Source organism: Corynebacterium sp. HMSC055G02 (assembly GCF_001809065.1).
GTDB classification, from domain to species: Bacteria; Actinomycetota; Actinomycetes; order Mycobacteriales; family Mycobacteriaceae; genus Corynebacterium; species Corynebacterium jeikeium_D.
On the sequence record NZ_KV795671.1, the window covers coordinates 26,207 to 48,391 of the forward strand.

A 22,185-nucleotide genomic window follows, 5' to 3' on the forward strand; every position below is an offset into this window, starting at 1 on the left:
AGTGCGCGGAAGAGAAGCTCTATCGACAATAGTTTTCACTTGGTTAATGATGGACAATTTGAAAATAATTGTCAATAAAGGCGTGTCGGTGGGGCTGTGGGGTCCCCTAAGAACAGCAAAACCCCGCACCAGCTCCCTTGTGAAAACAGGGTGCTAATGCGGGGTGAAGAAGCTCTGTAGCTTACTTCTTGTCGCCCAGGCGCTCGTCTGCCATGTCGCGAACCTTCTTGATCTGGTCGGCCTTGTCCTCGCCGAGCTTGTCCTTGCCCAGCTGCTCAGCCTTGTCCAGAACCTTGTCGGTGTTCTCTTCGTTGCTCAGTGCTTCCTTGGCCTTGTCCATAAGTCCCATGGTGAAGACTCCTTCCATTTTTAATGTCTATTCGCGTTTTTTCGTTTGTGACATAGAGTGTACCGATGAATTGGCGACCTTGCGACCGTATTGGCCCCACGGAGTGAAGTTGAGATTCGACTAGCTACACCGTGGCCGACAGTTATTGAGCTGTTTTGGTGCGGGCTTCATCTGCCTTGTGCATGACATCGCGCTCGTACTTGCCGACGAACATCATGAGGACAAACGCTATAGCGACAACGCCAATGAGGGTTGCGAATGTAACATTCCAGCCTGCGAAGTCGATCAAGAGGCCGACACCAGTCGAGGCGAGTGTTGCGCCGAGAAGGTATCCAAACAATCCAGTGAAACCAGCTGCGGTTCCCGCAACATACTTAGGCGAGAGGTCGATGGCCTGCAGTCCGATGAGCATGATTGGACCGTAAATGAGTGCGCCGATCAGAGAGATGAGCACGTAGAACATCCACAATGGTGCCGTAGCGGGTAGCTGCCAGTACGCGAAAATGGTGATGCCGGTGCCGACCAGGAAGAGCATGCCGGCGCCTGAGCGCCAACCCTTGAAGACCTTGTCGGAGACCCATCCGCACAGCAAGGTGCCCACAATTGCTGCGCCCTCGTAGAGCATGAATCCGATGATTCCGCCCGTGACGTTGGTCTTGTGCAATTCGTTTGTCAAGTAAATCGGAATCCAGTTAAGAACTCCGTAACGGAGTGCGTAGACGAACACATTGGCCAGCGCCAGCATGACGATAACCGGATTGGTAAGAACATGGTTCTTGACGATTGTGAACCAGGGTTCTTGTGCCTCGTCATTAGTTCCTTCGACCTTGTCCGGGTCGTTCCGGTATTCCTCTACCGGAGGCAGGCCCATGGATTGCGGGTTATCTCGAATCAGCAGGAATGCGATGGCGGCAATCACGAGCGCGACAATTGCCGGTAGCCAGAATGCGGGAGTCCAGTCGGCGTCGGAAGTGGCGAACGAATGCAAGCCCCAGGCTGCCAGAGCACCGCCGACGGCGGCGCCGACATTGTGGGCAGTGTTCCAGATCGACATCAAGGTGCCACGCTCGGATGTCGAGAACCAGTGGACGACAACGCGTCCAGAAGGAGGCCAGCCCATGCCTTGGAACCAGCCATTGATGAACATGACTGTCGCGAAAATTGCAACAGAGGCACTGATTGCTGGGACGAATGCAACAAAGAGGTTTACGACCGCGGACAGTGCTAGGCCAAGTGGGAGGAAGTACCTGGCATTGGCCCTGTCGGAGAGCATGGCCATGAAGAATTTGGATAGGCCGTAGGAGAACAGAACTGCATTGGCTACGATGCCGATTCCGGCTGCGCCAAGTAGGTCGTGCTTTTCCAGTACGGCGGACACCAGGGGGATGTTATTTCTGATGAGGTAGAAGCCCGCGTAGCCGATGAAGATGCCCATGAAGACGTTGAATCGCCAGGTCCGGTAGGTCGGGGCAATTTTTTCCTCGGGGAGGGGAGCTGCTGGGCCGGGTGCGCTGAGCCAGCCGAGCCTCTGACTGCTCATAATGACAGTCCTTTCGCTGAAGGCCGCCGTTGCCTCTAATGCAACCTGTGCGGGTGGTTAGGGCAGCAGGCGGGGAGCTTTATCGTTTCAGCGTTGAGTTTACAGAGACTTCAGTCTCTATTAACGGGGCATTAACCTCCCGGCCTTGGAGGTCTTTGAGAGGGGTTGGCGTAAAAGCAATTAATGCTTGTCACTGCCTAGAGAATGTCATTAATGGCCTCGGTGGGGCGAGCCATCCTTACCCCCTTATTGGTGGCGACAAACGGGCGCTCAATCAGGCGTGGGTGTGTGACCATTGCGTCCAGCAGTTCCTCGTCGCTGGAGTCCTTGGAGAGTCCCAGTTCCTTGAACTCTGCTTCCTTGGTGCGCACGGCATCGATGACGCTCAGGCCGGCCGCCTCGATTAGCGAGCGCAGCTCGGTCTTGGTTGGGGGAGTGTCTAGGTACTTGATGATCTCCGGCTCGATTCCGGCCTCGCGTAGTACGGCGAGAGCTTGGCGGGACTTTGAGCAGCGGGGGTTGTGGTAAATCTTCGCTTCCATGTCTCCATCATGGCTGATGTTGTGGTGTGGCGGTAGATGGAGCGGTGTAACTGTATGGGGTGAGACCTTGTTCATTATTTATCCTGAAAGGCTGTAAAGCCAACAACACTTAAGTTCAATAGGTTGAAAATAGTTGTCGTTAGGTTTACTCTCACACGTGATAGATGAACGGCGAAGTGCGCCCCAACCGCCCCTAAGGTGACCAGATTTACTGAAGCGGCCGGTCAGCGTAGCCGTCGTAAAGCAATAACAAACAATCAAGAGCGGACACCAACATGACAATTTCCGGAAAACTTTCGCGATCAGCTAAGTCCATGTGTGCGGGCCTTTCGATCTTGCTAGCGGGCGCTGGCCTTGCAGCGTGTGGCGATGGCAGTGAGGGAGCCAGCGGCGAGAACCCAATCAACGTCGTGGCTTCCACGACGCAGATTTGTGATTACGTGAAGCAGCTGGACATCGATGAAGTGGATCTGACCTGCCTGTTGGCGCCGAATGCAACAGCACATGAGCTGGAAATGACCCACGAGCAGCTGACCAAGACTGGTAACGCCGATCTCTTGTTCGTCAACGGCGTTGACCTGGAGCACTTCCTGGATCAGGCGATTGAGTCCTCGGGCTTTTCCGGAACGATGGCAGTAACCAGTGGCGTTCTCACTGCAGGTGACGTAGATGCCATGAAGGCAGCCAAGGACACGGACAAAACAAAGCCACTGCCACCAGAGAAGGCGAAGAATGGTAACTACACCATCGACCGAGGGGTGGAAAAGATTGATGTCGCCCCATGGCCATTCCCGCCGGAAGAACCCGGTGAGGAGGCGGAATTCCGCTTCGATCCGCATGTATGGACCTCACCGAAGAACGCCAAGATCCAGGTTGCCAATATCGGCTATGCCCTGGAACAGGTCGCTGAGGAACGTGGCGACAATGAGCTGAAGTCCACCATCGCCGACCACGTTGCGGCCTACCAGGAGAAGCTGAATCAGCTGGATGAGTGGGCAAATAAGTCCATCGCCACCGTGTCGGACCCTGTGCTGTTTACCAGCCACGATGCCTTTGGATACTTCTCCCACGAGTTCAATATCAACTTCATCGGCGCAGCGCTGTCTGATTTCAACGAGCAGCAGGATGCCACGGCCGCGCATATCGCCGAGGCGGCAAAGACCGTGAAGGACTCGGGTGCAACCGCGCTGTTTGCGGAGAACTCGAACAACTCGAAATCAATTGAGGCGATCGCCAAGGCCGCAGGTGTCAAGGCCATCGTTGGTGAGGACGCACTCTACGGCGACTCCCTTGGTCCGGCTGGCAGTGCCGGCGAGACCTACATCGGTTCCATCATCCACAACGTCACTCAGGTTGTGACGGCATGGGACGGAACTGTCGCGCCGCTGCCAGAGGGCATCAAGTGAGCCGTAACCGCTTAGCTAACCCCATGTCTGCTGACCCCATAGTCACGCTCCGCGATGCCTCATTCGGCTACACGGCGGTACCCATCGTCAATCACATCACCGCCAATGTCGCGCCGGGTACCGGGCTTGCACTCATCGGCGCCAATGGCTCTGGAAAAACGACTGTGCTGCGCGGAATCCTAGGTGGGACTCGTCTTCTCGCTGGTGAGATGCACAACAACGCGAAGATTGTGTCCTACGTCCCGCAGTCGGCAGACCTCGATCGCACTTTTCCGGTCACGGCGTTCGATGTCGTCGCCATGGGGGTGCTGCACGAACTGCGCCCCTTCCAACCGCTTGGACACCGCAAAGAACGCATCCACGCAGCGCTAGCCAAAGTCGGGCTTGCCGACCGCACCAGTGAACGTTTCGGCAACCTCTCCGGTGGTCAGCAGCAACGCGTTCTGTTGGCGCGTGCCATCGTCGCACGTCCGCAACTCGTGCTTCTCGACGAGCCGTTCAACGGCCTCGACACTGAAAATCGGGCGATGCTGCTGAATCTCCTCAACGAACTGAAGGAAAATGGCACGGCAATTATCGCGGCCACCCATGATCTTGTTCTTGCTGAGGAGACCTGCGAAAACACATTAATTGTGGCGGAGCAGCCGGCTTTTGGTGCGACCTCGAAGTTGGTGCCAGCCTATGTGGACTGAGCTTGCGAATGAGCTTGGGGTAGCGCCTTTCATGTTCAGGCCACTAGTGCTGCTGATTGCCCTCGGGGCGGTCTCTGGCCTGGTCGGTGTCATCGTGAACCTGCGTGGCCTCGAGTTCAATGCCGAGGCCATGGTGCATTCGATTTTTCCCGGAATTGTGGCCGGTGCCGTATTCGGCGGCATCGACATGATTATCCCGGTGGCTGCAGCATTTGCGGTGGTAGTGGCAGTAGCACTGACCTTGGTATCGCGCTCGCACATGTCGGAAGCCGGAGTGGCAGTTGTACTGACCAGCTTCTTTTCCATCGGTGTGATTCTCTCGCTGAAGAAAGGTGACCAGTCAGGACAGCTGGAAGCGCTCATGTTCGGGCGACTGCTGGAAGTCACTGACTCCCGTCTCACCAGCGCCCTGATTGTCTGTGCCATCGCCTTGGTTCTTATCGCAGTGACCTGGCGCCGGCAGGTGTTTGTTGCCTTTGATCGCTTCGGTGCCAAAGCCGCAGGCGTCAATGTGTGGGGCATCGACCTCACCATTAACGCGGCGATTGCTGCGGTCGTGGTGTCGTCGGCAAGCGCTGTGGGCGTGCTTCTGGTAGTCGGATATCTGGTCGTGCCGGGAGCGGCGGCGAGACTGCTGACTCGCCGAGTTCATGTGATGGTGCCGATTGCGATTGCAGTGGGCTGCCTCAGCGGAATCGTTGGTTTGGCACTGGTGCCTTTGGGGCCGGTGTCGCCTCAGGCAGTCGTCGCGCTGACCTCGGTGGGACTGTATTTCATGGCACTGGGACTGCGCGGCGTGATGGGAGGCGACCGTGTCTAGCATCCTGATTTTGCCAATCATCGAGCTGATATTGGTCGGCGCATTGGCCGGCGTGGTGGGGGTACTCGCGGTGCTGGGCAAACAAGTGTTCTTCGCAGAAGCGATTACACATGCGACTTTTCCCGGTGCGGTGGTGGGCGTTGTTATTGCGGCAGCGCTCGGCCTGAGCCACTCGTGGATTTCGGTGTTCCTCTTTATCGGGGCATTTCTGATGTGTATTCCGATTGGGGCACTGTTCGGTCTGTCAAAGGTGGGAACGACGTCCTCGGCGGCAGGAATTGTGCTGACATTTGGGTTCGCACTGGGCTACTTCCTGAACAAGTGGTTCGCCCCGTTGCCGGTGAAGGTTGAGAGTTTCCTGGTCGGCAGCGTACTCAACGTGAACAAGATTGATATTGCGCTGTCGGGTGGGCTCTTGCTGCTGGTGGCGTTGGTGCTGGTGGCTCGGTGGCGCCAGCTGATTTACTTCACATTCGATCCGGAGTCTTTCGGGGTCGCGCATTCGAGGAGAAGAGCACAGTTGGTCATCAGCGGGCTAATCGTTCTGACTCTGGTGGCGCTGATTCCGGCTGTCGGCACGATTCTATCCATCGCGCTGTTGGCTGCCCCGGCAGCTGCGCTCGTTGGGGTAGTGAACGATACCCGTTTGCTATTCGTGTTAGCACCATTGATGGGTATCGCGATTGGCCTGGTGGGGCTATTCATTGCGGTGGCGGCGAACTTGTCAGTTGGTGGCTGTATTGGCGTGTGCGCCGGTTGTTTCTATGTCCCCCTCAAGATTGCGTCAACACGCAATAGCGCTAGAGTTTGAAGAATGCACGTGGAGGATTTACCAGCAAAGACCCAGGACTACCTCAAGGTCATTTGGGATTTGCACGAGCGCACCGGTGAAAAAGTGGCACTAGGCGACGTCGCTGAGCGGATGGGTGAAAAGAAGCCCACCGCCAGCGAAGCTGTGAAGAAGCTAGCTGCACGTGGACTTGTCAACCACGAGCCGTACCGGGGCATTAGCCTGTCGGACCGTGGGCGAGACATTGCGCTGATCATGGTGCGTCGCCACCGGCTTATTGAAAGCTTCTTGGTCTCGACTCTGGGATACACCTGGGATGAGGTTCACGAGGAAGCTGAAAAGCTTGAGCATGCGGTCTCGGATGATTTCATTAGTCGCATTGATGCAATGCTGGGATTCCCTGAGCGCGATCCGCATGGCGATCCAATTCCCAGCGCAAGCGGTACCATCGCCAGCGCAGTGCGCACCGACCTGACGGATATCGAAGCCGGCGCGATGGTGGTAGTCGATCGCATTAACGACTCCGACCCTGAACTACTGCGCTATTTGGCTACATCAGGGGTAGGCCCGGGGACCGTGCTCCGAGCCGAAGCCGCACCATATGCAGGTATGCATGTCTTCGCCATCATCGATGAGGTGGGCGATAACGAGCCAAAGAAAATTCATGTGGCAGACTCGGCACTATGGGCAATCAAGGCGACTCCAACAACCAACTGACGAGAGCCGCAGCGCGCTCTTACTATAAGGTGTCGCGGAATCTCACTGGGCCGACGAAAGTGCCACCCGCACCGTCAGTGTCGTTCGACAGCGTGAAGAGTGCTCGTCGGCAGGCATATGCCAGTGTCGAGAGTGTTGATGTGCCGTTGAATGCCATCGCTATCTCACGCGCCGAGCAGCAGGAACACATGGTTGACCTCGAACGTCGATTGAATGCCTCGACCAAAGACATGCGTGCCCTGGTTGACTACGAAGAGCAGCGCATTGCGGTTACTAGCACTGTCAAAGAGGCAATCGTCTATACGTTGCTGGCAATACTCCTTTTGGCAGCAGCCATCGGACTTGGCTACGCCAGCCACCTGGGGGCCGATGCGATTTTGAATGCTGCGGCGGAGGTGACGCCGCGATGAGTAAACGCTCAGGCTCCGACAACGGGTGCGCGACGGTCATTGTCGTATTTTTCTTCTTCGGCCTGATTGTTCAGCTCTTCGGTGTCACGCTGTGGATTCTGCAATATGCATTGCCAGTGGCGGGTTTGGTGCTTGCGATTCTCATCGCATACCAGGCTTGGGCCGGTGTGCGCCGTAGTGCTGAGGCGCACGAGCTCGCCGAGCGTAATCACGCGGAGCTGCAGCAGATTGCCATGGACACCGAGTACCAGCTCACCGCAATCCTTACTGCCTGGGACAATGTGAACACCACAATGGGTGTCGGCACCATCTACAAGGATGTATTTGCCTCCGGTGAGGCTACGCCGGAGCTCATCGAGCTACGCGGTGAGCTCTCTCGTGCCCGGAAGCTAAACAACCGACTGCGCGAGCAGCGCGAAACTATGACCAACCGGGAGCTGGTGGAAGCCATCTCTGATGCCGACGAGCTCTGGTGCTCGCTGACGAAGACATATCAGAACGCTCGTCGCGAGCTGTAGTAACGCACTTGAATTAGTCGACGGTCATCACAATCTTGCCGTCAGCGTGTCCGTCTTCCAATACTCGGTGGACCTCCGCGACCTCGGTGAGGTTTTTAGTCAGGCCGATAGGAAGTGAAATCTCACCGGCAACCACGCGGTCGGCCAGGTCGGCATAAATAGTCGTGTCATTCGAAATGGCCGGAATGTGTGCCTCAATGCCACGTTCCCTCGCCGGTGTCAGGTCGGCCAGTGAAGGCAGCGCCACAATCCGACCATCCGATGCCAACACATCCAGCGAGGGGAGGAAAGTGTCGAAGTACACGCCATCGAGCACAACATCAACGCCCTCGGGGAACCGCCGGCGCACAGCCTCGAATACATCTTCCGCTGTGTAATCAATATGCTGCGCGCCAAAGCCCACTAGTTTTTCATGATGGCGTGACGACGCACTGGCCAACACAGTTGCGCCACGGGCAACCGCCAGCTGTGTCATCAGCTGGCCAACACCGCCACCTGCACCATGGATGAGTACGGTGTCACCGCTTTTTACCTTTGCAAGCTGCTCGACAGCGACGGTCGCCGTGATTCCCACTAGGGCAAGACCCGCAGCGGTAACGTCGTCAAGCGAATCGGGCGTTCGGACCACACCGTCGGCGGGGAAGACGTTGTGCGTTGCGTAGGTGCCGCGGAAGTCGTCGAAGCCGCGCATGCCGAAGACACGGTCGCCGGGGACGAAGCTGTCCACACCTTCGCCGACGGCAACGACTTCGCCAGCGGCTTCGCGTCCGAGGACGGCGGGAGGGGTGAACTTTGCGCACAGACCGGAAGAGCCATCGCGCATCTTGTAATCCAGCGGATTCGCGCCGATGGCTGTGGTTTTGACCAGGATTTCGCCGGGGCCGGGCTCCGCAGGCTCGATAGATGTCCTGGTGAAAATGTCAGCGGGGCCGAACTCCGGAATGGTCATTGCGTATGCGTTGCCTGAATTTGCTGCCATGTCCATCACTTTAGTCCTAGCAGCTAATTATCAACGGTCGGCAAGCGGGAGGGCAGCGGTGACGGCACTGAACGACTCATTGAGGTAGGCGCTGAGGAGGTCGGCGGCGTGGTGTGGGGTGTCCTCGATGAGAACTTTGGCGATACTGATGTGGCGATCGGCGTATCGGGCATGGAGCTCGATGCTTTGGGGGTAGGAGAGAAAGCAAAGACGGAGTTGGGCCTGAATGGATTCGGCGGTTGCTAACAGGTCGGGAGACCCGGAAGCTCTGACGATGGCGAGGTGAAAGGCATTATTCCGTTCGGGAAGGTTCAATGATGACTGCGAACCACAAATAGAAAGAATCTCCTCGCCGAGGAGCTTTGCTTGGCTCTTGCTTAGCGACCGCAGTGTTCCGCATTCGGCGACATGGCGAAAAGCATACAGCTCGCGGATGCGTTCTTTGTCGAAGGAGGCGATAAAAACGCCGTGATGAGGGATATGAGTAAGAAGCCCCTCAGATTCCAGCTTCCGGTACGCCTGTCGGATGGTGTTGCGACTGACCTGCAGTCGCGCAGCAAGTTGGGTTTCACGGAGCTGCTCGCCGCTGTAGTGCTTTCCGGCGAGAATCTCTCGGCGCAGGACAGTTGCGGTGACATCCGCTACTGAAACGTCTTGTTGTTTTTCCCCAGAGGACGTGTGGGTCTGATCGTCGAGGATGCTTCCGGGGGTAGTCATGTAATACAGACTACTAAAGCACTTTTGTGTGGCGGCCATCACCAATTAACATACGAGACATTGTTCAACAATCTCTGTGCAGGCGATCTTCAACGTGGGAATCCTTCAACGTGGGAATCGTCAGACTTGTAGGGAAAGGCCTTACGCTATGGACGCTTCAACATCTGCCCATAAGGCGCGGCGAACGGCACTCCTCGGCGCCGTATTCCTGATGGCGACCAGTGCTATCGGGCCGGGCTTCCTCACCCAGACCGCAACCTTTACGGCCAAGCTTGGCGCGGCTTTCGCCTTTGCCATTGTGATCTCGGTGCTTCTTGATATCGCGATTCAGCTCAACGTGTGGCGAGTGATTGCTGTCTCTGGACGCCGCGCGCAGGAGCTCGGCAACGCCGTGCTTCCGGGGCTGGGCTGGTTAATGTCAATTCTCATTGTCATCGGTGGTGTGGTCTTCAATATTGGCAACGTCGGCGGTGCTGGACTTGGTGCGAACGCGATGTTGGGCGTGGACGCAAAGATTGGCGGCATTGTTACTGCAATCCTCGCCATTGGCTTCTTCCTCTCCCGTCGGGCGGGTATGGCGCTGGACAAGGCACTCGTTGTGCTCGGTGTCGTGATGATTCTGGTCACTGGAATTGTGGCGTTCAGTTCTAACCCGCCAGTAGGGGAAGCACTGAAGAACACGGTCATGCCCGACACGATTGACTTGTTGGCAATCATCACGCTCGTCGGTGGCACTGTTGGCGGGTACATTACTTACGCTGGCGCTCACCGCATGCTTGATGCTGGCGCCGGCGGTGTAGAGAACCTCGCACAGACCACTCGCTCATCTGTTACGAGCATCATCGTCACAGCCATCATGCGTTTCCTCCTTTTCCTAGCTGTCTTGGGAGTGGTTGCGGGTGGCGTGGTCCTCAATACGGATGGAAACCCCGCTGCAGAGGCATTCCAAGCTGCGGCAGGAGATTGGGGTATGCGCTTCTTTGGCGTTGTCCTGTGGGCTGCGGGAATCTCGTCGATTGTGGGTGCCAGCTACACCTCAGCAACATTTCTGACTCGTTCCTCGGGTGCTGGAGCCAAGACTCAAAACACGATCACCATTGTCCTAATTGCAATCTCCACGCTGCTCTTCGGTGTCATCGGTACGGCTCCAGCGACGCTGTTGGTTTTCGCCGGAGCCTTCAATGGTTTGGTTCTTCCAATTGGCGTTACTGTGCTGATTTACATCGCGCTGTTCCGTGCGGATCTCATGAATGGTTACAAGTACCCGAAGTGGTTGGCGGCTATCGGAATCTTGGGTGTCGCAGTCGCCTGGTTCTTGGCGTGGCGCTCATTCGGCGGTGTGTTTGAAATGCTCGGCTAATCCCCCCCCGGTTTCTCGCACAGCTCAGATGAGAACCAACATAACAACGGTACAAAGACCAGCATTACTACCTGGAAGGAGCGGTGACGTTTATGGGCGCCACTATCGATCTCAACTCTGACCTTGGGGAAGCGTTCGGCTCGTGGAAGATGGGTGATGATATCGCTCTGCTGAACATTGCGACCAGTGCCAATATTGCCTGCGGGTATCACGCGGGTGACGCTAGCGTCATGATGGAGACCTGTGAGGCAGCTGCCGTGCGCGGAATTCGCATCGGCGCGCACGTCGCCTACCGCGATCTCGCCGGATTCGGACGACGACGCATGGATTACTCACATCGAGAATTGCGAGCCGAAACCGTCTACCAGATTGGTGCACTTTCGGCATGTGCACGGGCGGTGGGTACCGAAGTTTCCTACGTCAAGCCCCACGGTGCCCTCTACAACCGCATCGCAGTGGATGAAAATCAGGCCGCTGCAGTGGTGGAGGCGCTCCTGCTCGCTCGCTCCACCTGCGGAGATGAGCTTGCCATTATGGCGCAGCCGGGGTCGGTCATCGAACGGCTCAGCCTCGACGCGGACCTCCCTGTGATTAGGGAAGCTTTTGCAGATCGCGCTTACAACTCCGATGGAACTCTGGTGTCCCGAGTACTCGAGGGGTCGGTCATTGTAGAACCCGATGCCGTCGTCAAACGCGTCATTGCAATGGCTAGCGGGGAACCAATCGTCGCCTACGACGGTTCACCGTTGACCGTGCAGGCTGACTCTATTTGTTTGCACGGAGACACCCCTGGTGCGGTCGAACTCTCCCGTATGATTCGCCAAGGGCTCGTCGACGCCGGAGTCACCGTCGCTGCCCACGTATAGCGCGGACTCGCACACCGGTCTTATCAACCGCAGTTTTTCAACCCCGCAAGAAAGAAAGGATCAGCACCGCCATGGCCGAGATTCGCCCTATGGGAACAAATGCGCTGCTTATCGACTATTCATCATCGGCCAATCCGTTGGCGAAGGTACTTCGTGCACACTCTGCTGCGGCTGAGATTGAGGGACTCGTTGACAGGGTACCTGCAGCCCAAACGCTCCTTCTTCGCTTTCGCGGACCGGCTCGTCGTTACCTCGGCGCAGTAGAAACCGCGCTGCGGGGCAACAATGCGCAGAGGCAGACCGTCGACAAGCGAAAAACAATGACGATTCCCGTTCACTATGACGGCGCGGACCTTGAGTCCTTGGCACAAAGCCTTGGGATGAGCCCTCAAGCGTTAATCGATTGGCACTGCGAACGCCCTTGGACGGCCGCGTTCGGTGGATTCGCGCCGGGCTTTTATTACATGGTGCGCGGGAGCGGTCAGGGGTGGCCAGAGCCGCTTGATATTCCCCGCCTTACGACGCCGCGCACTCGAGTTCCCAAGGGCTCCGTCGGACTTGCGGGCCAATTCGCAGGTGTATATCCCATCGATTCGCCCGGTGGCTGGCAGCTCTTGGGACATACAGATGTGGAGATGTGGGACTTGAATCGGCCTAATCCGGCGCTGCTTGAGCCCGGGGTTGAGGTGCAATTTGAAGCGACTTCTACGGTGAGTGCGGCGTAGAAAAAGGGGGCGGAAGAGATGAAGAATTCTATCGAGATTATTCGACCCGGCATATTGACGACGATTCAGGATTTGGGCCGTGCAGGGCAAGGCAGCCTGGGCGTGAGTACTTCCGGTGCGTTCGACCACGAGTCCGCGGCAGCTGCTAACCGGATGGTTGTCAACGAAGAAAGCCTGGCGGTGCTTGAGTGCGTCGTCGGCGGGTTGGAGTTCCAAGTAGCGGAGGGAGCAATCATATCCTTCGCAGGAGCCCACGGTGAGGTGACTGTCGAGCAGGATGGCAAGGTCATCAAGACCTCGATGAATAGTCGAATTGTGGTCGGGGCGAAGGCAATTGTGCGGCTTGGTACCTTCGATGCAGGTCTTCGCGGGTACGTCGCGATTCGAGGGGGCATCGATGTCGCGGAAGTGCTGGGCTCGCGGTCATACGATACGCTCGGCAAGCTCGGCCCAGCGCCTTTGCAGGCCGGTCAGGTCTTGCAGGTCGGCGACCCGGAGTATTCGACGGGGTCGTCAATCGCAATTTATCCCGCGCCTCATTGGTCGAGCGAGGCTGCGCGCTTAGATGTTGTTCCTGGCCCTCGGGCGGACTGGTTTACGCGGGAAAGCGTCAGTGATTTCTTTCACGAGACATGGACCGTGACGCAAGAGGCCAACCGCGTCGGACTTCGGCTGAATGGGACTACTCTTGAGCGCCAGGTCACCCATGAGTTGGCAAGCGAGGGAATGGTCCCCGGTGCGATACAAGTGCCCGCATCGGGGCAGCCGATTATTTTCGGTCCTGATCATCCGGCGACGGGTGGATATCCGGTCATTGGTGTGTTGACGGAGCCGTCATTGTCGAGGGCCGGGCAATTGGTGCCCGGCGCGAAGGTACAATTCCGCCGGGTGCGGGCGGTATAGGTCTGCGGCTTCATTCTGCGCGATGGTGCGCCACTACGTTTGCCAGCTATGAGCGTCACACCGTTCTTCGCAGTAAAATCAGCCACCATGATTGAACACGCCTCCTTTTCTCAACTCAGCGCGACGGATGTTTATGCCATCTCGGCACTGCGCACCGATGTGTTCTATCTTGAGCAGTCCTGTACAGAGCCGGAAATGGATTGGCGCGACCTGGAAGATACCGCAGAGCACTATTTCATCCGCGACGACAATGACTCCCGCAAGATTATTGCGTACTTGCGTGTAATTGACACGCTCGATGAGTTCTCGACGAGCTACCCGCGCACCATCGGCCGAGTTGTCGTCGATGCTGCGAGCCGGGGTAGGGGGTTGTCCTCGAAACTGCTGCAGCAGGTCATCGCTGACCACCCAGATACGGGGCTGATTCTGCATGCCCAGACGCAGGCGAAGGCTGTGTACGCAAAAGCCGGCTTCCATGAGATCGGGGAGACCTTCATAGAAGCCGGCATTGAGCACATCACGATGGTTCGTGATGCAGCCCGTGGCGAAGCCTAGGAATTAATCGCCTAGGCTCCGATTTGTACGGCGTTGCTTGCCTGAAGTTTTAAGCGTTGACCTTCGAACTCGCCAGGATGCGGTTCAGAGAGTCGACGCTGGCCTTCGCATCGCCGATAAGCATGTCGGTGTTTTCGTTGAAGAACAACGGGTTCTGCACGCCCGAGTAACCCGAACCCATCGAACGCTTGAGAACAATCACGCGCTCAGATTCCCACACCTTCAGCACCGGCATACCCGCAATCGGGGAGCCCGGCTGCTCTGCCATCGGGTTGACGGTGTCATTTGCACCGATGACCAGGGTGACATCCACATCAGCGAAGTCATCGTTGACCTCGTCCAGCTCCAGCACGATGTCGTAGGGAACCTTGGCCTCAGCCAGCAGCACGTTCATGTGACCCGGCAGGCGGCCAGCGACTGGGTGGATACCGAAGACCACTTCCTTGCCGGCCTCACGCAGGTTACGGACTAGGTCAGCAACAGCGTACTGAGCCTGTGCCACAGCCATACCGTAGCCCGGAGCGATGAGGATCTTGTCTGCGTCACGCAGAATCTCGGAGGTGTCCTCGTGGCTGACCTCGGTGTGGGAGCCTTCCACGGCGCTTCCCGACGAAGCCTCGGAGCCAAAGCCACCCAGAATAACGTTGGCAAAGGAGCGGTTCATGGCCTCACACATGATGTATGACAGGTAGGCGCCGGAGGAACCAACCAGCGCACCGGTGATGATGAGCAGCGGGTTGCCAAGCATGAGACCGGTGAAAGCAGCGGCCCAACCGGAATACGAGTTCATGATGGACACGACAACCGGCATGTCGCCGCCACCGATGGCGATGACCAGGTGCCAGCCCAAGAACAGGCCCAAAGCAGTGACTGCAACCATGCATGCCCATGCGATGGCGCCGCCCTCGGTGCCGGTTGCGATGAAGACAGCCAGGAGAACCAGAGTGACCACCAGAATGGCAATGTTCAGAGCGTTGCGGCCCGGCAGCAGTAGCGGCGAGCCCTTGATCTTCTCAGACAGCTTCAGGCCTGCGACGATGGAGCCAGTGAAAGTCACAGCGCCGATGAAGACGCCAATGTAAACCTCGCCGAAGTGGAACTTCAGGGCATCGGGGGCGACATCTTCGGCGAAGATGTAGGAGTTGAAGCCGATGAAGATAGCGCCGAGTCCAACCAGACCGTTGAACAGTGCAATCAGCTGCGGCATACCAGTCATGGCAACGCTGCGTGCGCGACTGATACCGATGACACCACCGATGCCGATAGCGACAGCGATGAGAATCAGGGTAATCAGCGGGGAGAAGTGAGAATCCGGCTTGGTGTCAGCGGTGACGAGTGCCTGGAAGATGGCGATGACAACGGCGACGGCCATGCCGGCAATACCGAAGGCGTTTCCGCGGCGAGCGGTCTCCGGCTTGGACAGGCCCGAGAGTGCAGCGAGGAACAGGACGGCGGCGACAATGTAGCCGACGTTGGACAGACGGTAGGTCCAGTCCAGAAGCGAAGCAGTATCAATGCTAGCCATTAGACTTTATGCCTCCTCTTTCACAAACATGCCAAGCATGCGGTCGGTGACGGCGAAACCGCCGAAGATATTGATGGAGCTGACTACGATGGCCGCGAACGCGAGACCGGAAACTAACAGGTTGGAGCTTCCCACCTGGAGAATCGCACCCACCAGAACAATGCCGGAAATCGCGTTGGTCTCAGACATCAGCGGTGTGTGCAGGCGCGGCGTGACCGCAGAGATCACGTAGAAGCCAAGCACGATAGCCAAGGTGAGAACCATGAAGTTGGCGCTCACGCTGTGCGGTGCGCTGAGCATAACCACAATTGCCAGCAGTGCCGTCAGGCCCAGAGCAATCTTCGAGCCCATGCCCGATCCCATGAAGGAAACCTTCTCCGGAGCGTTTTCTTCAAACGCAGCCTGCTGAGCCTGCTGCTCCTGCAGTGGGGCAGCAGGGGTGACAGCGACCTTGATGGGCGGTGGTGGCCAGAGAATCTCAGCTCCGGTAGCGCCGCCGCCATTCTGTGGGCGAGCCTTTGTCACCGTGATGCCACGGATAATCTCGTCCTCGAGATTGAGAACTGGAGAGCCATCCTTTTCTGGCGTAATCAGCTTGAACAGGTTGAAAATGTTCTGACCGTACAGCGACGATGCCTGTGCGGGCAGACGCCCTGCAAGGTCGGTGTAACCGATGATGGTCACACCGTTGTCAGTGACAATGGTCTTGCCTGGAACTGTCATCTCGCAGTTACCGCCACCGGCGGCAGCCATGTCGACGATGACGCTGCCTGGTTTCATAGCTGCAACATCGGCAGCAGTCAGCAGCAGCGGAGAGCGGCGGCCCGGGATATTCGCGGTGGTGATGACAATGTCAGCTTGCGCGGACTGCTCGGAGTAGAGCTTCGCGGCAGCGGCAGCCTGATCATTGGTCATTTCCTTGGCGTAGCCATCTTCGGACTTCTCAGTGGCGGCCGGAATCGGGATGAACTCTGCACCCATCGATTCGACCTGTTCACCGGCTTCAGGGCGCAGGTCTGTTGCCTTGACAATCGCGCCCATAGAGTTGGCGGTACCGATTGCGGCAAGTCCGCCGACACCAGCGCCGATGACGTAAACGGTAGCTGGCGGCATCTTGCCTGCGGCAGTCACCTGACCAGTGAAAAGGCGACCATACGCAGCAGCCGCTTCGACTACTGCGCGGTAACCACCGATGTTGGCCATCGACGACAGCACGTCCATCGACTGTGCCCTGGAAATACGGGGAACCGCATCCATAGCAAGGGCAGTGATGTTGCGGTGCGCGAGCTCTTCGACCAGCTCTTCGTTACGCCCTGGCGCAAGTCGGCTAATCAGCATGGCACCGTCGTTAAGCAGTGCACGGAACTGTTCCGGCGGAGTGTCGAGCGTTACGACGATATCGCTGTGCCAGACAGACTCGTCGACAATGGTGGCGCCGGCGGATTCGTAGTCCGCGTCGGTGAACTTAGCAGCCAGGCCGGCGTCAGCCTGCACGGCGACCTCGTAGCCAAGCTTGACGAGTTTGCCGACGGTCTCCGGGGTCGCAGCCACAATTGTTTGCTGGGGATCGGGTTCTAAAGGGATGCCGATTCTCATTGTGGGAGTTCTTTTCTGTTCGGGGGTTTTATTAAGGGCCATGCACACTCGGTTGTCGGTTAACAGTGAGCGTGGGCGTGACCGCTTTCTCCTTGGTGTCAATAAGGTATGCGCTGGCGGGGAGGCAGCGGAGGCGTTTGTGGAAAAAGGTAATAAAAATATGTGGGTAACGGTGGTGAGGTGGGTTTTTCTGAGTTTGCGCACTCTTAGAAAGGGGGTAGGAAATGGGGGTAATAGTGCTAATTGTGGGCGAGAGTGAACATTTGTAGCGCCCTGAATGATTGTTTGAGGGGTGAAGTATGGGGGAGGATGATTCTGTCTTTACGTACGTCTTTACGCATTAGGTAGATTCGTATTCCAAGGCTTTTGGCAAGAGTTAAGGAAAAACGATGATTGGTTCACTAAGTGTCGCCGGAAAGACCGTGTCGGCATCCCGCCGAGGGCAGGGGCGTACGTTCTCGAAGGTGGTTGCTCTCTCGCTCGCAGCTGGTGTAGTTCTCGGCGGACAGGTGCCAGCGCAGGCGGCACCGCGCATTGGTCAGCTGCCGGATATCACTGCACGCGAAAGCACTATTGACTACCAGAACTCGGAAACCGTGGACAAAATTGGCGGTGGTCTGGTGGATGTCATGGGTGGCGTGAACCGTGTCATTTCCGGTGGCGAAAGTGGCCATATCACCGAGCCGTTCGCCCCAGAGGCGGGGCAGCTGCGCAAGGAGTTCGGAGCGATGGGCTCCCATCCAGTTGCCGCAACCCGCGAAGCAATGCCATGTGATGGTGTCGTCTACACCATCTATAACCGCGTACTGCGGGACCTCCACGGTCTCCACGGCACCACCGGCTGCTATGACGTATTGCCTGAATCGGCCAACGCCTCCCCAGTTGGCGCACAGCTTATCTACCCGGCGGATATTGACTCCATGGAGTCTGCGCCACTGATGGTTCTCAGCCCTGGCATTGGTACTGAGCCGGGTATGTACGACGCGCAAGCGCGACTCTATGCAAGCCACGGATACGTCGTGGCTCTTGGCTACAACTTCACCAACTGGTTCGCGCCACAGATGGTGCTGGCAGCTTCAGTTGCCGCAGCGGCCAATGAGGACGAGTCCACACCACTTGCAGGCAAGATCGATTTCTCCCGCACGATGCTGGTCGGGCATTCCGCAGGTGGTGGCTCCGCAATCTTCCTGAACAACAGGATGGATAAGGCCTTCCAGGCTGCGGGGATTGACATGGTCACCCGCGGTCTGGTCGCCATCAACCCAGGGCCTTCCGACGCTGGACTAATCTCCACACCGCCGGAGATTCCAAGCCTGGTGGCCATTGCGGAGCACGAGGACATCGTTCCTTTTGATGCGGATCGACGTGGTTACCGCGATGCTGAATGGCCCGCCTGGGAAGCGGTAGTCACCGGTTCCTACCACGGCACCTACCTGGATGATCCGTCCAAGAATGTGCTTGGCTCGCTGGTGCTGTCCTTTAGTGAGTATGTGCTCGGCGGAACGAGTCGAGCAAAGGCCGTCTATGAGGGTGCTAACTACGGCCTGGCTACTGACTCCGAGCTCAAGGACGTTCAGCGCAAGGGCGTTTAGAGCTGGCTACTCCATCGACTCTGGAATCAGCTTTGCCGCGGCCTCGGCGATTGCCTTACGCTGTGCTTTCGTGAGCTGATTGCCGTTGAGATAGTCGTTGGCCCAGAGTCCATCGGAAATCATTTGGACAACGTAGGCCATGCAGGCTTCCTCATCGGTGGCAATCTGTTCTACCGGCGGATTCCACCGGCGCAAAAGGCGCGTCCAGATCTCGCGCAGCTCCGGTTCGGCGGCAGAGTCGATGGACATGAGTAGCTCGGCCCTCGTTGCTGTATCCAGCGAGACCTGGAGGTTTGCGCGTAGGCGGTTGGCGGGGGAGACCTCCTCTGCGGGCCGCCCGCGGCTTCAATCAGTTCTTCCTCCCATAGCTGCGCCATGTGCTCATGGACGCTGCGAATCATGTCTTCGCGGGAGGGGAAGTGGTAAATCAACCCTGATTTACTCATTCCGCATTGAGTTGCGACATTTTCGTAGGTGACCTCGGAAAAGCCATTTGTCTCGATAATCTCAACGATTGTGTCGAGAATGGCAGTGCGCTTACTCGTGCGCATATTCAGTCTCCTTCGGGTTGCCGCGGAATGCCACCGCAGTCGCAATCGCTGCAATGACAGCAACGACAGCCAGGATAATCAAAATGGCCAGGTAGGAACTGTCGAGGCCGGCGCGGGCGCCGTCGTTAAGCGCTGGCGTGTGAAGTGCATCGGTGAGTGAGATGCTGGCGTCGACAGGCGTGAACAAGGCGTAGAACATGGGTAGGAGGCTGCCTGTGATTGCGACGGTGATCAGTGTGCCAAATTCGTAGGACACGGATTCCATCGCCGCCGCCATACCGGCCTTTGACCTCGGGGCTGAGCCGATAATCGCGGTCGACGACACCGACATCACAGAACCTGCGCCCGCGCCGAGCAGTATCAATCCTGCGATCATGAGCGGGAAATTGCCCGAGGAAACACCGTAGTACATGCCTGCCAGGCCGATGGCGTTGAGGAGGAATCCGCCGGTGATGAGTGTGCGGAAACCCACTCGATGCAGCACCATGCCGCCGATGACACCAACTGGCAAGGACGCCAGTGCCGCGGTGGCAACTAGCAAGCCCGCGTCGAGTGGTGTGTATCCGACGGAAATCTGGAAGCGCTGCGTCGTCATCAATTCGGCGCCTGCCAGGACAAACATGGCAAGCGCGGCTGCCAGCACGCCACCGGAAAACATCCGCGAACGGAAGACGGAGAAGTCGATGAGGGGTTCAGTGAGACGTGCCTGACGACGCTGAAACAGTACCGCGCCCACTAGCCCGCAGGCGATAGCTGCGACGATGACGGTGGAGGAGCGATGACCAGCGAGTTCCTTAATGAGCGAAACCAGGCCCAACATGGCCAGCATCGCGTAGAGGCTGGTGAGGAAATCCCAGCGCTTGGCTGGGTTGGGCTGATTCGGCGGAGCAAAAATCAGCGTGCCAATGATTGCGAAAACTACGACAGGGATGTTGATAAGGAAGATTGAGCCCCACCAGAAGTGCTCCAATAGGAAACCGCCAACGACGGGGCCAGCGGCGGCACCCAGTGTTGCTGTGGCAGACCAAATGCCAATAGCTGTGGCAAGTTCACGAGGGTGGCGGAAGGTCTCACGTAGCAGTGCGAGGGTCGCCGGCATCATGGTCGCGGCGCCCAGTCCTAGACAGCCGCGGGCGATGACCAGCGCCCAGGCGTGCGGCGCAAAGGCCGCGGCCAGGGAAGAGAAGCCAAAAATTGTCAGGCCCACAAGAAACATCTTGCGGTGACCGATGCGGTCGCCTAGGGTGCCTGTGCCGAGGAGGAGTGCGGAGATCACCAGTGGGTAGGCGTTGATGATCCACAGGCCCTCCAATTCGGTTGTGTGGAGCTGCTCGCGCAGAACCGGCAGAGCAGTGTAGAGCACCGAGTTATCTATGCCGATGAGTAGTAGGCCGGCGCTGATGATAGCGAGGAAGATCCACCTGTGGGTGACTGAAGTGGGCGGATTAGCCCTTGTGGAAGCGGCGTGGTCGGTACTTGTCATTCCAATAACTGTAACGAACGTTCGGTTTAGTTACAACTTCTGAAGAGTGCCGATGTAGGCCTAAAACTTCAAGAAAAGTAAGCCAACCCCGCCCAAGGAGCCGGTGAAAAAGTGCCTAAGTTGAAGGCGTTGTTGAGGTACGAATTCACGGACGCCGTTCGATCCGTTACCGTGATGGTGCCCCCTCACGGGGCGCGGTCACCGGGCCCGGCATGGCTTATCTGCGTGAACATTTCCATAATCCGGGGATATTGCCACCGGACACCGGGGACAACCGCTGACAGCTAATAGGGACACGGACCAAACAGAGATCTCGTCGTAACGTGGGTGCCTGCAACGGATGTCCAAGACACCGGCGACCAGCCGCAACAGAAGGGCACCACCATGGAACCGTCCACAAAACCCGAAATCATCATCGGCCTCGACGTCGGCAAAACCGACCACCATGCCTGCGCGCTGACCAACACCGGCGAGAGAATTTACGACAAACCACTGCCCCAAGACGAAGCCGCACGGCGTGAAATCTTCGCGTCCATGCAGGCCCACGGCAGCGTTCTCATGGTCGTCGATCAACCCAACACGATCGGCGCCCTGCCCATCGCCGTGGCCCGCGACTGCGGCTCTCCCCGACCTAGCCATGCGAAAAGCAGCCGATCTCTACCCTGGACGATCAAAAACTGACCGCCGGGCTGCATTCATCATCGCCGACACCGCCCGCACCATGCTGCACACTCTGCGGGCAGTCGACCGCGACGACGAGATACTAGCAGCGCTGAAGATGCTCGCCGGATTCCACGACGACATCGCCAAAGACGCCACCCGAACGAAAAACCGCCTTCGCAGCGTGCTCACACAGATTCACCCCGCACTCGAGCGCGTCTTTGCAGGTGAGATTCTCTCGCGCACGTTGGTGCTGGACTCGCTCATCCACTACGAAGGTCCGACAAAACTGGCCGCCGCAGGTCGGGGCCGGGTCCTGAAGTGGATGCGCAACCGCTCCAAGAAGGCCCCTGCTGCCCTGGTTGACGCAATTTTCGCTGCCCTTGCCGAGCAAACTGTCACGGTACCCGGCACTGCGGCAGCAGAATTGGTCATTTCCCAGCTGGCGGCGAACATCAAAGCGCTTCAAGCACAGCGCGACACGATTGCCGGACAAGTCGAGGAGATGCTTGAATCGTTCCCTCTTGCCCAGGTCTTGATGTCGATGCCCGGCGTAGGCATCACGACTGCCTCTAACATCTTGTTGTCCATCGGCGATTGCCAGGACTTCGCCGATGCCGCGCACTTGGCCGCTTACGCCGGCATCGCGCCGACCACCCGGCAGTCGGGTACGTCGGTCCGCGGCGAGTTTCCCACCAGGGCCGGCAATAAACAGTTGTAAAACGCGATGTTTCAATCGGCGTGGATCGCGTCGAACTGCCATCCTGCATCGCGCGACTACTACCTGCGTAAACGGACTGAAGGACAGAAGCACAATGCCGCGGTGATGCGGCTTGCCCGGAGCCGCTGCAACGTCATCTATGCCCTGTTGACTCGGCGTGAGTTCTTC

General features: G+C 57.8%; 23 protein-coding genes and 1 pseudogene. 14 read left to right on the plus strand and 10 right to left on the minus strand.

Going from position 1 to position 22,185, the window contains the following annotated elements:
• Window positions 1-181: 181 nt before the first annotated feature.
• The 3 genes from HMPREF2547_RS08290 to arsC all read right to left on the minus strand — a co-directional run bounded on the left by HMPREF2547_RS08290 (window position 182) and on the right by arsC (window position 2,431).
• Window positions 182-349, minus strand: coding sequence for an antitoxin (locus HMPREF2547_RS08290; RefSeq protein WP_016422348.1), 168 nt, complete (start codon window positions 347-349; stop codon window positions 182-184).
• Between the two features lie 142 nt (window positions 350-491).
• On the minus strand, window positions 492-1,889 hold the full coding sequence (locus HMPREF2547_RS08295; protein ID WP_049189323.1) for an MFS transporter: 1,398 nt from the start codon (window positions 1,887-1,889) through the stop codon (window positions 492-494).
• 197 nt (window positions 1,890-2,086) lie between these two features.
• Window positions 2,087-2,431: an arsenate reductase (glutaredoxin) gene (gene arsC / locus HMPREF2547_RS08300; RefSeq protein WP_070605509.1), complete on the minus strand. Its 345-nt coding sequence runs from the start codon at window positions 2,429-2,431 to the stop codon at window positions 2,087-2,089.
• Between the two features lie 275 nt (window positions 2,432-2,706).
• Between arsC and HMPREF2547_RS08305 the strand changes: the two genes are divergently transcribed.
• The 7 genes from HMPREF2547_RS08305 (at window position 2,707) to HMPREF2547_RS08335 (ending at window position 7,784) form a co-directional block, all read left to right on the plus strand.
• Window positions 2,707-3,837 carry a metal ABC transporter substrate-binding protein gene (locus HMPREF2547_RS08305; protein WP_070605510.1) on the plus strand — a complete coding sequence of 377 codons (1,131 nt, stop codon included), beginning with the start codon at window positions 2,707-2,709 and terminating at the stop codon, window positions 3,835-3,837.
• 23 nt (window positions 3,838-3,860) lie between these two features.
• Window positions 3,861-4,529 (plus strand): metal ABC transporter ATP-binding protein, encoded by a 669-nt coding sequence (locus tag HMPREF2547_RS08310; protein WP_042388536.1) that lies wholly within the window; start codon window positions 3,861-3,863, stop codon window positions 4,527-4,529.
• Entirely contained in the window at window positions 4,519-5,349 is an 831-nt protein-coding gene (locus HMPREF2547_RS08315) for a metal ABC transporter permease (RefSeq protein ID WP_070605512.1), read from the plus strand. The genes HMPREF2547_RS08310 and HMPREF2547_RS08315 overlap by 11 nt, the downstream gene beginning before the upstream one ends.
• Window positions 5,342-6,160: a metal ABC transporter permease gene (locus HMPREF2547_RS08320; RefSeq protein WP_070605515.1), complete on the plus strand. Its 819-nt coding sequence runs from the start codon at window positions 5,342-5,344 to the stop codon at window positions 6,158-6,160. The genes HMPREF2547_RS08315 and HMPREF2547_RS08320 overlap by 8 nt, the downstream gene beginning before the upstream one ends.
• Window positions 6,161-6,163: 3 nt before the next feature.
• Complete coding sequence (locus HMPREF2547_RS08325; RefSeq protein WP_049172669.1) at window positions 6,164-6,856, plus strand: metal-dependent transcriptional regulator; 693 nt, start codon at window positions 6,164-6,166, stop codon at window positions 6,854-6,856.
• A gap of 92 nt (window positions 6,857-6,948) precedes the next feature.
• Complete coding sequence (locus HMPREF2547_RS08330) at window positions 6,949-7,266, plus strand: hypothetical protein (protein ID WP_126107947.1); 318 nt, start codon at window positions 6,949-6,951, stop codon at window positions 7,264-7,266.
• Window positions 7,263-7,784 carry a hypothetical protein gene (locus HMPREF2547_RS08335; RefSeq protein WP_070439451.1) on the plus strand — a complete coding sequence of 174 codons (522 nt, stop codon included), beginning with the start codon at window positions 7,263-7,265 and terminating at the stop codon, window positions 7,782-7,784. Before HMPREF2547_RS08330 ends, HMPREF2547_RS08335 begins: the two co-directional genes overlap by 4 nt.
• 13 nt (window positions 7,785-7,797) lie before the next feature.
• Here the strand turns inward: HMPREF2547_RS08335 and HMPREF2547_RS08340 are convergent, their stop codons facing one another.
• Together HMPREF2547_RS08340 and HMPREF2547_RS08345 are read right to left on the minus strand one after the other, a co-directional pair.
• Complete coding sequence (locus HMPREF2547_RS08340; RefSeq protein WP_246819655.1) at window positions 7,798-8,763, minus strand: quinone oxidoreductase family protein; 966 nt, start codon at window positions 8,761-8,763, stop codon at window positions 7,798-7,800.
• Window positions 8,764-8,793: 30 nt separating this feature from the next.
• On the minus strand, window positions 8,794-9,480 hold the full coding sequence (locus HMPREF2547_RS08345) for a GntR family transcriptional regulator (protein WP_070605563.1): 687 nt from the start codon (window positions 9,478-9,480) through the stop codon (window positions 8,794-8,796).
• Window positions 9,481-9,628: 148 nt separating this feature from the next.
• Between HMPREF2547_RS08345 and HMPREF2547_RS08350 the strand changes: the two genes are divergently transcribed.
• The 5 genes from HMPREF2547_RS08350 to HMPREF2547_RS08370 all read left to right on the plus strand — a co-directional run bounded on the left by HMPREF2547_RS08350 (window position 9,629) and on the right by HMPREF2547_RS08370 (window position 13,889).
• On the plus strand, window positions 9,629-10,840 hold the full coding sequence (locus tag HMPREF2547_RS08350; protein ID WP_049193630.1) for an NRAMP family divalent metal transporter: 1,212 nt from the start codon (window positions 9,629-9,631) through the stop codon (window positions 10,838-10,840).
• A gap of 92 nt (window positions 10,841-10,932) precedes the next feature.
• Window positions 10,933-11,706: a LamB/YcsF family protein gene (locus HMPREF2547_RS08355; RefSeq protein WP_049193632.1), complete on the plus strand. Its 774-nt coding sequence runs from the start codon at window positions 10,933-10,935 to the stop codon at window positions 11,704-11,706.
• A gap of 71 nt (window positions 11,707-11,777) precedes the next feature.
• Window positions 11,778-12,431, plus strand: a complete 654-nt coding sequence (locus tag HMPREF2547_RS08360; RefSeq protein ID WP_049172678.1) for a 5-oxoprolinase subunit B family protein — start codon at window positions 11,778-11,780, stop codon at window positions 12,429-12,431.
• An 18-nt stretch (window positions 12,432-12,449) separates the two neighbouring features.
• On the plus strand, window positions 12,450-13,334 hold the full coding sequence (locus HMPREF2547_RS08365) for a 5-oxoprolinase subunit C family protein (protein ID WP_049172680.1): 885 nt from the start codon (window positions 12,450-12,452) through the stop codon (window positions 13,332-13,334).
• Window positions 13,335-13,421: 87 nt separating this feature from the next.
• Window positions 13,422-13,889 (plus strand): GNAT family N-acetyltransferase, encoded by a 468-nt coding sequence (locus tag HMPREF2547_RS08370; RefSeq protein WP_049193633.1) that lies wholly within the window; start codon window positions 13,422-13,424, stop codon window positions 13,887-13,889.
• A gap of 49 nt (window positions 13,890-13,938) precedes the next feature.
• Here the strand turns inward: HMPREF2547_RS08370 and HMPREF2547_RS10780 are convergent, their stop codons facing one another.
• Together HMPREF2547_RS10780 and HMPREF2547_RS10785 are read right to left on the minus strand one after the other, a co-directional pair.
• Window positions 13,939-15,414: an NAD(P)(+) transhydrogenase (Re/Si-specific) subunit beta gene (locus tag HMPREF2547_RS10780; RefSeq protein WP_070595767.1), complete on the minus strand. Its 1,476-nt coding sequence runs from the start codon at window positions 15,412-15,414 to the stop codon at window positions 13,939-13,941.
• Window positions 15,415-15,420: 6 nt separating this feature from the next.
• Window positions 15,421-17,010 (minus strand): Re/Si-specific NAD(P)(+) transhydrogenase subunit alpha, encoded by a 1,590-nt coding sequence (locus tag HMPREF2547_RS10785; RefSeq protein WP_070605519.1) that lies wholly within the window; start codon window positions 17,008-17,010, stop codon window positions 15,421-15,423.
• Between the two features lie 389 nt (window positions 17,011-17,399).
• Between HMPREF2547_RS10785 and HMPREF2547_RS08385 the strand changes: the two genes are divergently transcribed.
• Window positions 17,400-18,602, plus strand: a complete 1,203-nt coding sequence (locus HMPREF2547_RS08385) for an alpha/beta hydrolase (protein WP_070605521.1) — start codon at window positions 17,400-17,402, stop codon at window positions 18,600-18,602.
• A gap of 6 nt (window positions 18,603-18,608) precedes the next feature.
• Here HMPREF2547_RS08385 and HMPREF2547_RS11005 read toward each other — a convergent pair whose 3' ends face one another.
• Genes HMPREF2547_RS11005 through HMPREF2547_RS08395 form a run of 3 tightly spaced genes read right to left on the minus strand, consistent with a single transcriptional unit; the run spans window position 18,609 to window position 20,636 of the window.
• Window positions 18,609-18,851, minus strand: a complete 243-nt coding sequence (locus HMPREF2547_RS11005; RefSeq protein ID WP_246819657.1) for a hypothetical protein — start codon at window positions 18,849-18,851, stop codon at window positions 18,609-18,611.
• A complete protein-coding gene (locus HMPREF2547_RS08390) occupies window positions 18,773-19,153 on the minus strand; it encodes a TetR/AcrR family transcriptional regulator (RefSeq protein WP_246819659.1) in 381 nt (126 codons plus the stop codon). The genes HMPREF2547_RS11005 and HMPREF2547_RS08390 overlap by 79 nt, the downstream gene beginning before the upstream one ends.
• Window positions 19,140-20,636, minus strand: a complete 1,497-nt coding sequence (locus tag HMPREF2547_RS08395) for an MFS transporter (RefSeq protein ID WP_070605523.1) — start codon at window positions 20,634-20,636, stop codon at window positions 19,140-19,142. The genes HMPREF2547_RS08390 and HMPREF2547_RS08395 overlap by 14 nt, the downstream gene beginning before the upstream one ends.
• 384 nt (window positions 20,637-21,020) lie before the next feature.
• Between HMPREF2547_RS08395 and HMPREF2547_RS08400 the strand changes: the two are divergent.
• A pseudogene (locus tag HMPREF2547_RS08400) lies at window positions 21,021-22,185 on the plus strand (IS110 family transposase); the annotation flags it as partial.